13 protein-coding genes and 1 tRNA gene are annotated in these 14,386 nt (G+C 65.7%); 11 read left to right on the forward strand and 3 right to left on the reverse strand.

Annotated elements, in window-relative coordinates:
• Positions 1-5: 5 nt before the first annotated feature.
• From hflK to ACG01O_RS04795, 6 genes are all read left to right on the forward strand, one after another.
• The gene (hflK, locus tag ACG01O_RS04770; protein WP_394381857.1) at positions 6-1,247 is read left to right on the forward strand and encodes an FtsH protease activity modulator HflK; all 1,242 of its coding nucleotides are present in this window, start codon (positions 6-8) and stop codon (positions 1,245-1,247) included.
• 17 nt (positions 1,248-1,264) lie between these two features.
• The gene (hflC, locus tag ACG01O_RS04775) at positions 1,265-2,161 is read left to right on the forward strand and encodes a protease modulator HflC (protein ID WP_394381859.1); all 897 of its coding nucleotides are present in this window, start codon (positions 1,265-1,267) and stop codon (positions 2,159-2,161) included.
• Positions 2,158-2,340, forward strand: a complete 183-nt coding sequence (locus ACG01O_RS04780; protein WP_394381861.1) for a DUF2065 domain-containing protein — start codon at positions 2,158-2,160, stop codon at positions 2,338-2,340. Before hflC ends, ACG01O_RS04780 begins: the two co-directional genes overlap by 4 nt.
• 63 nt (positions 2,341-2,403) lie before the next feature.
• The gene (locus tag ACG01O_RS04785) at positions 2,404-3,567 is read left to right on the forward strand and encodes an ATP phosphoribosyltransferase regulatory subunit (RefSeq protein ID WP_394381863.1); all 1,164 of its coding nucleotides are present in this window, start codon (positions 2,404-2,406) and stop codon (positions 3,565-3,567) included.
• A gap of 39 nt (positions 3,568-3,606) precedes the next feature.
• Positions 3,607-4,944 carry an adenylosuccinate synthase gene (locus ACG01O_RS04790; RefSeq protein ID WP_394381865.1) on the forward strand — a complete coding sequence of 446 codons (1,338 nt, stop codon included), beginning with the start codon at positions 3,607-3,609 and terminating at the stop codon, positions 4,942-4,944.
• Between the two features lie 53 nt (positions 4,945-4,997).
• The gene (locus tag ACG01O_RS04795) at positions 4,998-5,519 is read left to right on the forward strand and encodes a phosphoribosyltransferase (protein ID WP_394381867.1); all 522 of its coding nucleotides are present in this window, start codon (positions 4,998-5,000) and stop codon (positions 5,517-5,519) included.
• A 265-nt stretch (positions 5,520-5,784) separates the two neighbouring features.
• Here the strand turns inward: ACG01O_RS04795 and ACG01O_RS04800 are convergent.
• Positions 5,785-5,869 (reverse strand) — tRNA-Leu (locus ACG01O_RS04800).
• Positions 5,870-5,928: 59 nt separating this feature from the next.
• On the opposite strand from ACG01O_RS04800, the gene rnr reads away from it, so the two are divergent.
• Positions 5,929-8,259, forward strand: a complete 2,331-nt coding sequence (gene rnr, locus ACG01O_RS04805) for a ribonuclease R (protein WP_474102199.1) — start codon at positions 5,929-5,931, stop codon at positions 8,257-8,259.
• 63 nt (positions 8,260-8,322) lie between these two features.
• Here the strand turns inward: rnr and ACG01O_RS04810 are convergent, their stop codons facing one another.
• Entirely contained in the window at positions 8,323-9,702 is a 1,380-nt protein-coding gene (locus tag ACG01O_RS04810) for an NAD(P)H-hydrate dehydratase (protein WP_394381871.1), read from the reverse strand.
• Positions 9,703-9,712: 10 nt separating this feature from the next.
• On the reverse strand, positions 9,713-10,969 hold the full coding sequence (locus ACG01O_RS04815; protein WP_394381873.1) for an NAD(P)/FAD-dependent oxidoreductase: 1,257 nt from the start codon (positions 10,967-10,969) through the stop codon (positions 9,713-9,715).
• A 312-nt stretch (positions 10,970-11,281) separates the two neighbouring features.
• Between ACG01O_RS04815 and rpsB the strand changes: the two genes are divergently transcribed.
• The 4 genes from rpsB (at position 11,282) to frr (ending at position 14,384) form a co-directional block, all read left to right on the forward strand.
• Positions 11,282-12,028 carry a 30S ribosomal protein S2 gene (gene rpsB, locus ACG01O_RS04820; protein WP_394381875.1) on the forward strand — a complete coding sequence of 249 codons (747 nt, stop codon included), beginning with the start codon at positions 11,282-11,284 and terminating at the stop codon, positions 12,026-12,028.
• A gap of 82 nt (positions 12,029-12,110) precedes the next feature.
• Complete coding sequence (tsf, locus tag ACG01O_RS04825) at positions 12,111-13,004, forward strand: translation elongation factor Ts (RefSeq protein ID WP_394381877.1); 894 nt, start codon at positions 12,111-12,113, stop codon at positions 13,002-13,004.
• A gap of 82 nt (positions 13,005-13,086) precedes the next feature.
• The gene (pyrH, locus tag ACG01O_RS04830) at positions 13,087-13,797 is read left to right on the forward strand and encodes a UMP kinase (protein ID WP_394381879.1); all 711 of its coding nucleotides are present in this window, start codon (positions 13,087-13,089) and stop codon (positions 13,795-13,797) included.
• A gap of 26 nt (positions 13,798-13,823) precedes the next feature.
• Entirely contained in the window at positions 13,824-14,384 is a 561-nt protein-coding gene (frr, locus tag ACG01O_RS04835) for a ribosome recycling factor (RefSeq protein WP_394381880.1), read from the forward strand.
• Positions 14,385-14,386: the final 2 nt, after the last annotated feature.

The raw sequence follows: 14,386 nt of genomic DNA on the forward strand, positions 1-14,386 counted from the left end.
AAGGCATGAGCAGCACCCTGCACACACCGCCCCGCAGCCCATGGCTCCAGCGCATCCTGACCCCGGTGGCGCGCGCTGCCGGGCGTCTGCTGAACAACGGCCGCAACGACGGTCCGCCCGATCTGGATGAGTTGTGGCGCGACTTCAACCGCAAGCTGTCGGGCATGTTCGGCGGCAAGCCGACCGGGCCCAGTGGCCCGACGGGGTCCAACGGCGGGCCGGACATGAAAGGCGCTGGCATCGGTGCAGGGCTGATCGTGGGCGTTGTCGCGCTGGGGTGGTTGGCGAGCGGCTTCTTCATCGTGCAGGAAGGCCAACAAGGGGTGATCAGCTCCTTTGGCAAGTACAGCAAGACGGTGGACGCGGGCTTCCAGTGGCGGCTGCCGTACCCGTTCCAGGCGCATGAAGTGCAGCCGGTGTCGCAACTGCGGCAGGTCGAAGTCGGCCGGAGCTCAGTCGTCGCTGCCACCGGCCTGCGCGACTCGTCGATGCTGACCCAGGACGAAAACATCGTGGACATCCGATTCACGGTGCAGTTCACGATTCGCGATCTGAAGGATTTTCTGTTCGAGAACCGCGACCCGGAGCAGGCGGTGCTGTTGGCCGCGGAGTCCGCGGTCCGTGAGATTGTTGGCAAGAGTTCGATGGACTCTGTGCTTTATGAGCAGCGTGACGCCATCGCCGCAGACCTGGTGAAGTCGATCCAGACGCAGTTGGATCGCCTCAAAGCGGGCATCCAGATCAAGAACGTGAACGTGTTGAGCGTGCAGCCGCCCGAGCAAGTGCAGGCGGCGTTCGAAGACGCGTTCAAGGCGGGTCAAAACCGCGAGCAAACCAAGAACGAGGCGCAGGCGTACGCCAACCAGGTGATCCCGAGCGCACAGGGTGACGCGGCCAAGCTGCGTGAGCAAGCCGAGGGTTACAAGGCCAGCGTGGTGGCCACGGCCGAGGGCGATGCCCAACGGTTCAAGAGTGTGTTGGCCGAGTACCAGAAGGCGCCGCAAGTGACGCGGGACCGCCTGTACATCGACGCCATGCAGCAGATCTACAGCAACGTCAGCAAGGTTCTCGTGGACAGCAAGAGCAACTCCAACATGCTGTATTTGCCGCTGGACAAGCTCATTCAGGGCAACAGCAGCGTGACGGTGTCGGCACCACAGCCCACCGCGCTGCCGGAGCCGCAGGCCGTGCCCAGCGCGAACGACCTGCGAAGCCGTGACAACCAACGCAGCCGTGACGGTCGCTGAACGAGGAGCTTGACGTCATGAATCGTATTGCTGCCCTCGTCGTTGGCGCTTTCGTTGGCTTGATGCTGTTGTCCTCGATGTTGTTCATCGTGGACCAGCGCCAGTTCGCGGTGATTTACGCCCTGGGCGAAATCAAGGAAGTCATCACCGAGCCCGGCCTCAAATTCAAGCTGCCCCCGCCGCTGCAAAACGCGGTGCTTCTGGACCGCCGCGTGCAGACGCTGGACAGCGCGGAATCTCGGCCGATCTTCACGGCCGAGAAGAAGAGCCTGGTCATCGACTGGCTGATCAAGTGGCGCGTGACCGAGCCCCGCCAGTTCATCCGTAACAGCGGCGCGGACTTGCGCAACGTCGAGAACCGCCTGGCGCCCATCGTGCAAGCGGCATTCAACGAAGAAGTGACCAAGCGCACGGTGATTGCCGTGTTGGCGACCGAGCGCGAGAAGGTCATGAACGATGTTCGCAACCGCCTGGCCGATGAGGCCAAGCAGTTCGGCATCGAAGTGGTGGATGTGCGCATCAAGCGGGTGGACTTCGCGTCCAGCATCACCGACTCGGTCTATCGCCGCATGGAGTCGGAGCGCAAGCGCGTGGCCAACGAGGCCCGTTCGACCGGTGCCGCCGAGGGCGAAAAGATCAAGGCGGACGCCGACCGCCAACGCCAGATCATCGTCGCGGAGGCCTACCGCGACGCTCAAAAGATCAAGGGCGAAGGTGATGCCAAGGCGTCGGCGCTGTATGCCGAAGCCTTTGGGCGTGACCCGCAGTTCGCGCAGTTCTACCGCTCGCTGGAGGCGTATCGCGCCAGCTTCGCCAAGAAGAGCGATGTGATGGTGGTGGACCCGAGCAGCGATTTCTTCAAGGCATTGCGCGGACCGGGTGCTGGCCCCGCTGCCGCTCCGGCGCGCAAGTGACCGACTGGTTGGCCGTGCTCTCGATGGTGCTGATCATCGAGGGTGCGTTGCCGCTGTTGATGCCGGCGCAGTGGAAGGACTGGTTCGGTCGCCTGACCCGGTTGTCTGATGGGCAGCTGCGGTTTGTCGGACTGATCTGCGTGGCGTGTGGCGTGATGGGATGGGCGTCCTTGCGTTGAACCGAATGCTCAAGCGGGGAGGGCATAGGTACAATGCCGTTTTTAACCGCCCCGCTCGCGCCCATGTCCTCTGCTTGGCTGCTGCCAGAGCACATTGCTGATGTCCTGCCGTCGCAGGCTCGCCGCATCGAAGAGTTGCGCAGGGAACTGCTCGACATGGCCCGTGGCTATGGTTGCGAGTTGGTCATCCCGCCGCTCCTGGAACACCTCGATTCCCTCCTGTCCGGGACGGGCAACGGTTCCGAGATCAAGCTGTTCAAGCTGGTCGATCAACTCTCCGGCCGATCACTTGGTTTGCGCGCAGACACCACGCCGCAAGTGGCGCGCATCGACGCGCACCTGCTGAACCGGCGCGGCGTGACCCGCCTGTGCTACTGCGGCCCGGTGGCGCACACGCGGCCCGATGGCCTGAACACGAGCCGCGAGCCGCTGCAATTCGGGGTGGAGGTGTACGGCCACGCCGGGCTGGAGGCCGACCTCGAGGTGCATGAGCTGGCGCTGGATGCGCTGCAGCGCGCGGGCCTTCGCCACGTGATGTTGGACCTGGGGGACGCGCGTTTGCTGCGCGGCGTGCTGGACGGCATCGAGTTGCCGTCGGCGACGCTCGAGGCGCTCACTGCCGCGTTGGCGTCCAAGGACATGGGTGTGCTGTCCGAGCTGACCCGTGACATGCCCGCGTCTTCGCGCGAAGCCTTGCTGGCCTTGCCCACCCTGTTTGGCGGGCGCGAGGTGCTGCTGCTGGCCGCTCAACGCTTGCCCGACCACCCGCTGGTGCGTGCGGCGCTGGCAGACCTGGATTGGCTCGCACGCCACCTGGAAGCCACGCACCCCGAGGTGCAACTCGGCTTCGACCTGGCGGACCTGCAGGGCTACGCCTACTACACGGGCATCCGCTTTGCGGCCTACGCCGCGGGCTGCTCAGATGCCGTGCTGCGCGGCGGCCGTTACGACGAGGTGGGCGCCGCCTTTGGCCGCCGCCGCCCAGCGGTGGGCTTCAGCCTGGATCTCAAGACCTTGGTGACGCTGGCCCCGTCCAGTCCGCTGCGTGCCGCCGTGCGTGCACCTTGGAGTGACGACGCTGCACTGCGCCGCGCTGTTCGGGCGCTGCGCGAGCAGGGTGAGACGGTCGTGTGCGTTTTGCCCGGCCATGAGCACGAGGCCGATGAATTCGACTGTGACCGCGAACTGGTTCGCGAGCACACTGCCTGGGTCGTCCGCACGCTGTAAGGCGCGGCACCCACATTCCCATTTCAAGCAAGACAGGCAATGAACATGAGCCAAACCGCGCGTGGACGCAATGTGGTCGTCGTCGGCACCCAATGGGGTGACGAAGGCAAGGGCAAGGTGGTGGACTGGATGACCGACCACGCCCAGGGTGTGGTGCGCTTCCAGGGTGGCCACAACGCAGGCCACACCTTGGTCATCAAGGGCGTGAAGACCGCGCTGCAGTTGATTCCGAGCGGCATCATGCGTGACGGCGTGGCCTGCTACATCGGCAACGGCGTGGTGCTGGACCCGACCCACTTGCTCAGCGAGATCGAGCGTTTGGAGAAAGCAGGCGTGGAGGTGCGTTCGCGTCTGTTCATCAGCGAGTCCTGCCCGCTGATCCTGCCGTTTCATGTGGCGGTGGACAAGGCGCGTGAAGCGCTGCGCGAGACCAGCGGCAGTGGCAAGATTGGCACGACCGGCAAGGGCATTGGCCCGGCCTACGAAGACAAGGTGGCGCGCCGTGCGCTGCGCGCCCAAGACCTGAAGCACCCCGAACGCTTCGCCAAGAAGCTGCGCGAGTTGCTGGACCTGCACAACTTTGCGCTGCGTGGGTACCTCAAGGGTGAAGAGCTGGCGTTTGAGCCCATCTTTGAGCAAGCCATGAAGATGGCCGAGGCCATCAAGCCGATGCTGGCGGACGTGGGCTACATGATCCACAAGGCCAGCAAGGCTGGCGCCAACATCCTGTTCGAGGGCGCACAAGGCACGCTGCTCGACATCGACCACGGCACCTACCCCTATGTCACGTCCAGCAACTGCGTGGCTGGCAATGCGGCCGCTGGCGCGGGCGTGGGCCCGCAGATGCTGCATTACATGCTGGGCATCACCAAGGCTTACACGACGCGCGTGGGTTCGGGGCCGTTCCCGACGGAGCTCGATTGGGAAAAGCCGGGCACCGTGGGCTACCACTTGTCCACGGTGGGCCAGGAGCGCGGCACCGTCACTGGGCGCGCGCGTCGCTGCGGTTGGCTGGATGCAGCAGCCCTCAAGCGGTCCATCATCATCAACGGCATCACCGGCCTGTGCCTGACCAAGCTGGACGTGCTGGACGGTCTGTCCGAGATCAAGGTCTGCGTTGGCTATCAGCTCAATGGCCAACTGCTGGACATCCTGCCGCTGGATGCGGACGAGATTGAGGCGTGCACGCCGGTCTACGAGACCTTCCCGGGTTGGACGGAGACCACCTTCGGCGCCACGTCCTGGGACGCACTGCCGGCGAATGCGCGCGCCTACCTCAAGCGTGTGGAAGAAGTCATCGGCGCGCCGATCGACATGGTGTCCACGGGCCCGGATCGTGAACACACGATCGTGCTGCGCCACCCCTATTCGGCCTGACCCTGGCCACGTCTGAACCTGATCATTCACCAATCCACGGAGACAACACCACCATGTTGACCGACGACGGCAAGCACCTCTACGTATCTTGGGACGAATACCACCTGCTCACCGAGCGGCTGGCTTTGAAGGTCCATGCTTCGGGCTGGGAGTTCGACCAAATCCTGTGTCTGGCCCGAGGTGGCATGCGTCCGGGCGATGTGCTGTCGCGCGTCTTCGACAAGCCGTTGGGCATCATGTCCACGAGCTCGTACCGCGCTGAAGCCGGCACGATTCAGGGTCGCCTGGACATGGCCAAGTACATCACGATGCCCAAGGGCGAACTCGCCGGGCGCGTGCTGCTGGTGGACGACCTGGCCGACTCCGGCGTCACGCTGAAGGCAGTGGTCGAGCGTCTGCGTGGCATGCCGGCCATCACCGAGTTGCGCTCGGCTGTCATCTGGACGAAGAAGGTGTCGGCCTACACGCCGGACTACTACTGCGAGATGCTTGAAACCTCGCCGTGGATCCATCAGCCGTTCGAGGAATACGACGGCATGGGGCCGGAAGCGCTGGCGAAGAAATTCGTCGTTTGAGGATGGTGGTTGTGGCGCGGATCGAAGAAAGCTCGGTTTGTGCCACCACTCGACGAAGCGTCCATCGAGGGCGCATCGTCGGGGACTCGGTCACGCAAGCGCTACCCCGGTTTGCCGGCTCTGCGCTTGCAAGCGCAGAGCCTGCGCCTGGCGTCGGGCAAGCCACAGGGCTTGCCCTCGGTCCCGGCGACAAACCCTTCGAGTCCTCTCCTGGGCACCAAAGCAAAAAGGCCGATGCTTTCGCATCGGCCTTTTTGTCTTTGTTTGGTGCCCAGGAGAGGACTCGAACCTCCACGGAGTTACCCGCTAGTACCTGAAACTAGTGCGTCTACCAATTCCGCCACCTGGGCAAGGTGCTCAAAACTTCTGAAGAAGTCCTGGGCCGTTTCAGGAAAACCGAGACTATATCATCAAAAACTTGAAGAACACAAATTCCTCGCCTAGCGGCGACAGCGCCGGCCTGCTCGGCGAAGTGGAGGGCACGCTCCAAGGGCATCGCGACGGGCATGGCTTTCTGATTCCGGACGACGGGTCGTCTGACATCTACTTGTCCGCCCAGGAAACCCACGCCGTCATGCATGGAGACCGGCTTCGTGTCCGCGTGGTGCGTTTCGACAAGCGTGGGCGCCCCGAGGGCAAGGTGCTGGAGATCCTCGAGCGCAAGAAGCGCCCGCTGATCGGCCGCCTGTTGCTCGAATCCGGCGTCTGGCTGGTTGCCCCGGAAGACCGCCGAATGGGTCAGGACATCCTGATCCCGAAGAATGGCATCGCCAATGCCACCGCGGGGCAGGTTGTGGCCGTCGAACTCACCGAGCCGCCATCGCTGTATTCGCAGCCCGTGGGCCGTGTCGTGGAGGTGCTGGGCGAGATTGACGACCCGGGCATGGAGATCGAGATTGCCGTGCGCAAGTACGACGTCCCGCATCGCTTCAGCCCGGAGACGTTGGCCCAAAGCGCCAAGCTGCCCGAGAAGCTGCGCGCCGTGGACCTGAAGCAGCGTGTGGACCTGCGCGACGTGCCGCTGGTCACCATCGACGGCGAGGACGCGCGCGATTTCGACGACGCCGTCTATTGCGAGCCCTTCAAACAAGGGCGGGGCAAGAAAGCCGTCGAGGGCTGGCGGCTGCTGGTGGCCATTGCCGATGTCTCGCACTACGTCAAGCCCGGTGAGCCGCTGGACGCCGATGCGTACGAGCGGGCCACGTCGGTCTACTTCCCGCGTCGTGTGATTCCGATGCTGCCCGAGAAGCTGTCCAACGGGCTGTGTTCTCTCAACCCGTACGAAGACCGGTTGAGCATGGTGTGCGACATGCTGGTTTCCAGCGACGGCGCGGTCACGGCCTACCAGTTCTACCCGGCCGTGATCTCCTCGCACGCGCGCTTCACATACAACGAAGTGGCCGCCATTCTGGGCAATACGCACGGGCCCGAGGCGGCCAAGCGGCGGGAGTTGGTGCCGCACCTGCTGCACTTGCACGAGGTGTACCGCGCGCTGCTGGGCGAGCGGCAGCGCCGCGGCGCGATCGATTTCGAGACGACCGAAACGCAGATCGTTTGCGATGACAACGGGCGCATCGAAAAGATCGTGCCGCGCACCCGCAATGACGCCCACCGCCTGATCGAGGAGGCCATGCTCGCGGCCAACACTTGCTCGGCGGATTTCATCCAGGGCTCCAAGCACCCGTCGCTCTACCGCGTGCATGAAGGACCCACGCCTGAGAAGCGGCAGACCTTGCAGGCCTACCTGCGCTCGCTGGGCATTGGCATGGGGCTGTCGGACGATCCCACGCCGCGCGAATTCCAGCAACTGGCCGAGGCGACCAAAGACCGCCCGGATGCCCAGCAGATCCACACCATGCTGTTGCGCTCGATGCAGCAGGCCATCTACACCGGCACGAACTCGGGCCACTTCGGGCTGGCCTATCCGGCCTACACGCACTTCACCAGTCCGATTCGGCGCTACCCCGACTTGCTCGTGCACCGGGTCATCAAGGCTTTGTTGGCACACAAGCGCTACACGCTGGACGCCGCCAAGATGCAGGTGCTGCAGGCGCCCAAGCGCCCGGGGCGGGCCATGCCACCCAATCCGGCCGAGGCGCGCAACGAGCAGGAGCGCTGGGAGGTGGTGGGCGCGCATTGCAGTGCGAACGAGCGGCGTGCCGATGAAGCCAGCCGCGACGTCGAAGCTTGGCTCAAGTGCCGCTACATGCGCGACCGTCTGGGCGAAGAGTTCGCCGGTACGGTGAGTGCGGTCACCTCGTTCGGGCTGTTCGTGCAGCTCGACGCCCTCTACGTCGAGGGGCTGGTGCACATCACGGAGCTCGGCGGCGAATACTTCAAGTTCGACGACGCCCGCCAGGAGCTCCGTGGTGAGCGCACCGGCATTCGCTACGCCACTGGGGCGCGTGTGCAGGTTCAGGTCAGCCGCGTCGATCTGGACGGCCGGCGCATCGACTTCCGCCTCGTGCGTGAGACGGAGGACGGCCGCGGCGGCGGGCGCGGTGCGGCCAAGCCGGCTGGCAAGGTCGAGGCCAAGAACCCTGGTAAGAAGCGCGCGCCCAAATCGGCCGTTGAGGCGCTGGAGGACGTGCGGCAAGCGGACCGTGAAGTCCAGCGCAGCCGCAAGGAGGTGGTGGCGGCGCTCCATCCGGTCAAGGCCGCGCAGCAGGCGGCCAAGCGCGCTGCGGCCAAGGCGGCCAAGAAGACGGTCGGCAAGGCCACTGCTCGCAAGCGTCGTTGAGCCTGTGAAGGCCGCAGTGGTGAGCCCCTTGGGCTTGCCGCTGAGCGCAGTTCAGGGTGCGCTTCAGAGCAATCGGGTCATGGGTGCGATCAACTCGCCGGCGGGCAGCACGTGGTTGACTTCGCCGGCCGCGCCATGCGCGTGTGCGGCTGCGCAGGCCAGGGTGTGCAGCGGCATCGCTGCGTGGCGGGCGCACCAGCCTCCCAGCCAGCCTGCCAACACATCGCCGCTGCCTGCTGTGCCCAGCGCGGGGCCGCCCGTGGAGATCACGGTGGGCGTTTCGCCCGGTGACGCAATCACCGAGCCTGAGCCTTTCAGCAGCACCGTGCACCGCAGTTGGCGCGCCAGGGTTTGCGCGGCGGCCAGTCGATCCTGTTGAACCGCCTGGACCGTGATCTGCAGCAGCCGCGCGGCTTCAAGCGGGTGGGGGGTGATCACGGTGGTGCCCGGCGCACGCGACGCGACGGCGGCCTGGAGCGGCGCGGATGCTGCGATCGCGTTGAGCGCGTCGGCGTCCAGCACCGCGCGGGGCAGGGCGCTCAACAAGGCCGGCAGGCGGGCTGCAATCTCCGGGCCGCCGCCGCATCCGATCACGCCCACGGCGAGAGGGCACTCAGCCAGGCTGCCGCACATCAGTTCCGGTTGGCCGGCATCGGCCGGGCCGCCGTCGTTTGGGGCGAGCAGGTCGACGTAGACCCGCCCGGCGCCCGCATGCAGCGCGGCTCGAGCGGCCAGTCGCGCAGCGCCCTGCATGCCTGCCGCGCCGCCAACCACCAGCACCTGTCCGTGGCTGCCCTTGTGATGGCTGGCCAGCGATGCAGGCAGGGCTTGAGGCGCGCTCAGCCAGGCGGTCGGCGCTTCTGCGGGCGTGACGCCCAGGTGGTCAAACCAGATCCTGCCGGCCAACGCGCGGCCTTCGCCCGTGAACAGGCCGGGCTTGAGCGTCAGCAGACTGAGCGTGTGGGTGGCTCGGACGGCCACACCGTCGGCCGCCAGGCCGGCGATGGTCCCGGCCGGTTGCCCGGTGTCGGCCAGCAGACCGCTCGGCACATCCACGGCGAGGATTGGTGCGCTGCAGGCATTCATCGCCTCGATGACTGCGGCACTGGCAGCATCTAACGGCCGGTTCAGGCCAATGCCGAACAGTGCGTCGACCACCAGGCTGGGTGGGCTTGCAGGTGGTTGGAGTGCGGCATGCGTGGGAATGCCATGGGCGGCGAGCACATCGGCCGCGATTCGTCCATCGCCGCCGTTGTTCCCGCGGCCGCAGGCCAGCCACACGGGGCCATCGCCGCGACGCAGCGCCAAGGCCAGCTTGGCCACCGCATGGCCGGCGCGCGCCATCAGATCCGGCGTGGCCGCCAGAGCGGCAACTTCAATGCGGCGGGTGGCGGCCGTGTCGAACAGCGGCCAGGGGCGGGTGGTGGGCAGCAGGGGGCGCATGCCCCGCAGCTTAGGCCAGCCGGGTTGGGCTGAGGGCGGCCAGATCTGCGGCGGGCGGCTGGCCGGCGATCATTTGCGCCAAGCTGTGGGCGGCACCGCAGGCGGAGCCCCAGCCGTGACCGCCTGTGGGCAGGTTGAGCCAAACGCCCGGGCGCCCCGAAGCTCCCAGCAGCGGCAGGCCGTCGGCGGCGATGGCGCGGCGGCTCAGGCCCTGCTGCACCTGCTGATGCGGCACGCAGCCTGGAAACCAGGTCTGCAAGCACTGGTGCAAGGACTCGAATGCATCCGCGCGGTTCGATGGGGTGGCGTTGGGCGAGGTGATGCGCAAGGCGCCCGTGACGCGCACGCGCTGGCCGATGCGTGCGACGCTCACCCCACGGGCGGCGTCCAGCCAGCCTGCTTTGGGGCCGAGGTCCGGGTGCGCTTCCAGCAGGCGCAGGGGCGCGGTGACTGTGGCCTCGAGCTGGGCGAACAGCGGCAGACGCCGGCCCAGCAGGGCGGGGGCGTCCAGCCCATTGCACAGCACCACCGCGTCGAAGCGATCGTCTTGGGGGCCCATGGGTTGGGGCAGTGTGTCGCCCGCGTCGCGTGGCGTCGTGCGCAGCGCCGGTTCGTCCGGTGGCGTGTGTTCGTGGGTCAGCACGACCCCGCCGGCGGCATCGGTCAGCCGGCGCACCGTCGTGTGGAATCGAAACTCCACACCCCGGCGCTGCGCCTGATGCCGCAATTGCTGTGCGAAGAGCCGCGCGTTGCCGACGCCACCGTCAATGCGCAGGCTGCCCACCAGGGGGGCATCCGTGTTCAGGCCCGGTTCGGCGGCGCGCGACTGTGCGGCGTCGAGTTCGCTGACCTGCACGCCCGCAGCCGACCAAACTGGCAGCAGTTCGCGCAGGGCGGCTGCTTGCTTGTCATCGCTCAGTGCGACCAGCACGCCTTCGGCGCTTTCGTCGTCGATGTTGAACTCATGGCGCAGTGTGGCGGCGCGGCGCAGGCCCAGCAAACTCACGGCCGTCCAGGCAGCCTGACCGGCTTGGGTGCGTGTCCGCTGCCGCCAGTGCTTCAGGCGAAAGGCCAGTGGGGCGGTGTTCGTGGCGTCAGGCAGTCCCGGCAGCCACGGCCGCAACTGCGCGTTGCTGGCGAAGCTGGCTTGTTCGGCCACGCTGCCGCCCCGCTCGAACACGTGAACCTGAGCGCCGAGTGCAGCCAGCTCGAAGGCTGTCGTCACGCCGCTGAGGCCGGCGCCCACCACGGCGATCTTCAAGCCCACGCGTGCCCCTGCGGTGCGGCCGTCGATGCGAGGAAATCGGTGCGCTCGACAAACAGTCGATGGAAGGCGGGCATGGGGCGTGTATACTCTGCGAGTTTTGCCGGGGGAGGTGCGCTGAGCGCGCATCGATCAACGGCGGAAACGGTTGTGAATCGGGCGACGTCGGTTCGGCGCGTCAGGCACAACCAATCGCAAACCGGCCACACAAAGGTGTTGCGGCTTGCGGCTCCGGCTGGCCCATGAAACGGGTTTTGACGGGCGCCGCGGCGCGATTCGGGCCGGATTTTAGACACAACCTTCGGAGTAAGACCCATGTCTGTCACGATGCGCGAGATGCTGGAAGCCGGCGTCCACTTTGGCCACCAAACCCGCTTCTGGAACCCCAAGATGGCCCCGTATATCTACGGCCATCGCAACAAGATTCACATCATCAACCTCGAGAAGACGCTGCCCGCGTTCAACGAGGCGATGAAGTTTGTCCGCCAGCTGGCGGCCAAGCGCGGCACCATCCTGATGATCGGCACGAAGCGCCAAGCTCGTGAGTTCATCGCCGCCGAAGCGCAGCGCGCCGGCATGCCCTACGTCGACCAGCGTTGGCTGGGCGGCATGATGACCAACTTCAAGACGGTCAAGAGCTCGCTGAAGAACCTGAAGGACATGCAAGCCCAGGTCGAAGCCGGCACCCAGCCCGCCATCAAGAAGGAAGCCCTGCTGTTCCAGCGCGACATCGCCAAGCTGGAAAAGAACATCGGCGGCATCCAGGACATGACCGCGCTGCCCGATGCCATCTTCGTGATCGACGTGGGCTACCACAAGATTGCCGTGGCTGAAGCCAAGAAGCTGGGCATCCCGGTCATCGGCGTGGTCGACACGAACCACTCGCCCGAAGGCATCGACTACGTCATCCCCGGCAACGACGACTCCGCCAAGGCTGTGGCGCTGTACGCCCGTGCTGTGGCTGACGCCGTGCTGGAAGGCAAGGCCAATGCCACTGCCGATGTGCTGGCTGCCGTGGCCCCCGCTGGCGACGAGTTCGTCGAGGTTTCCGAAGAGGCTTAAGCCCCTTCGACCCTGCATCTGAAAGGGGCCGCGAGGCCCCTTTTGCCAACTGAATTTGGCCAACCGAAATCTGGAGAGAGAAATGGCTGCAATCACTGCAAGCATGGTGGGCGAACTGCGTGCCCGCACCGACGCCCCGATGATGGAGTGCAAGAAGGCGCTGACGGAAGCCGACGGCGATCTGGCCCGCGCGGAAGAGATCCTGCGCGTCAAGCTGGGCAACAAGGCCGGCAAGGCCGCTTCGCGTGTGACCGCTGAAGGCGTGGTGTCGACCGCGGTTGTGAACGGCAACGGTGCCCTGATCGAAGTGAACTGCGAGACCGACTTCGTCTCGAAGAACGACGCCTTCCTGGCCTTCGTGAACGCGCTGGCCGCCCTGGTGGCTGAGCACAACCCGGCTGACGTGGCGGCCCTGTCGGCCCTGTCGCTGTCGCAAGAAGGCTTCGGCCCGACGGTGGAAGACGTCCGCAAGGGTCTGGTGGGCAAGATCGGCGAGAACATGACGATCCGCCGCTTCCAGCGCTACACCGGCACCAAGCTGGCCAGCTACCTGCACGGCACCCGCATCGGCGTGGTCGTCGAGTTCGACGGTGACGACGTCGCGGCCAAGGACGTGGCCATGCACATCGCCGCCATGAAGCCCGCTGCGCTGTCGGCTGCCGACGTGTCGGCCGAGCTGGTCGAGAAGGAACGCAAGATCGCCACCGAAAAGGCTGCCGAATCCGGCAAGCCCGCCGACATCGTCGCCAAGATGGTGGAAGGCTCGGTGCAGAAGTTCCTGAAGGAAGTCTCGCTGCTGGACCAGGTCTTCGTGAAGGCCGCTGACGGCAAGCAAACCGTCGGTGCTTACCTGAAGTCGGTCAACACGACCGTGAAGGGCTTCACCCTGTACGTCGTGGGCGAAGGCATCGAGAAGAAGGTCGACGACTTCGCGGCCGAAGTGGCTGCCCAAGTGGCGGCTGCAAAGGGTCAGTAAAGACTCTTGCGGAATGAAAGGGCGCCAAGTTGGCGCCCTTTAAACTTCTGGGCCACCAGCGGCCCGATTTACTGAGGACACCATGCCCGCGTACAAGCGCATCCTGCTCAAACTTTCTGGTGAAGCCCTGATGGGCGACGACGCCTACGGCATCAACCGCGCGACCATCGTTCGCATGGTGCAAGAAGTGCGTGAAGTGACGCAGATGGGCGTGGAGGTGGCCGTGGTCATCGGCGGCGGCAACATCTTCCGCGGCGTCGCCGGCGGCTCGGTCGGCATGGACCGCGCCACCGCCGACTACATGGGCATGCTGGCCACGGTGATGAACTCCCTGGCCCTGGCGGACACCATGCGCCAAGAGGGCATGACGGCTCGCGTCATGTCCGCCATCGCGATCGAACAGGTGGTGGAGCCCTATGTGCGCCCCAAGGCCTTGCAGTACCTCGAAGAGGGCAAGGTGGTGGTGTTCGCAGCGGGCACGGGCAACCCGTTCTTCACCACCGACACGGCGGCTGCGCTGCGCGGCGCTGAAATCGGTGCCGAGGTCGTGCTCAAGGCCACCAAGGTCGACGGCGTCTACACCGCCGACCCCAAGAAGGACCCGCAGGCCAAGCGCTACGCGGCCATCACGTTCGACGAGGCCATCAGCCGCAACCTGCAGGTGATGGACGGCGCTGCGTTCGCGCTGTGCCGCGACCAGAAGCTGCCGATCAAGGTGTTCAGCATCTTCAAGCCCGGCGCGCTCAAGCGCGTGGTGCAGGGCGAGGACGAGGGCACCCTGGTCCACGTTTGACAGCGAATCTACGAGAGACGATCGACATGAGCACTGCTGACATCAAGAAGAACGCCGAGGCCAAGATGGCCAAGTCGGTGGAGTCGCTGAAAGGCGAGTTGCAGAAGATCCGCACGGGGCGCGCTCACCCCGGCATCCTGGACCAGGTGAGCGTCGAGTACTACGGCTCGGCGGTGCCCATCAGCCAGGTCGCCAACGTGACCCTGCTGGACGCGCGCACGATCTCCGTGCAGCCCTGGGAAAAGGGCATGGGCCCCAAGATCGAGAAGGCGATTCGCGAAAGCGATCTGGGCCTGAACCCGGCCGCCCAAGGTGATCTGATTCGCGTGCCGATGCCGCCGCTGACGGAAGAGCGCCGCCGCGACCTGACCAAGGTGGTGCGCAATGCCGGCGAAGACGCCAAGGTGGCCGTGCGCAACCTGCGCCGCGACGCGAACGAGCAAGCCAAGAAGCTGCTCAAGGACAAGGAAATCGGCGAGGACGACGAGCGTCGCAGCCTGGACGACGTGCAGAAGCTGACCGACCGCGTGATCGCTGAGATCGACAAAATCATCTCGGCCAAGGAAGCCGAGATCATGGCGGTTTGAGT

Origin of the sequence: Pelomonas baiyunensis, assembly GCF_043555935.1 — a bacterium.
Classification (GTDB): domain Bacteria; phylum Pseudomonadota; class Gammaproteobacteria; order Burkholderiales; family Burkholderiaceae_C; genus Pelomonas; species Pelomonas baiyunensis.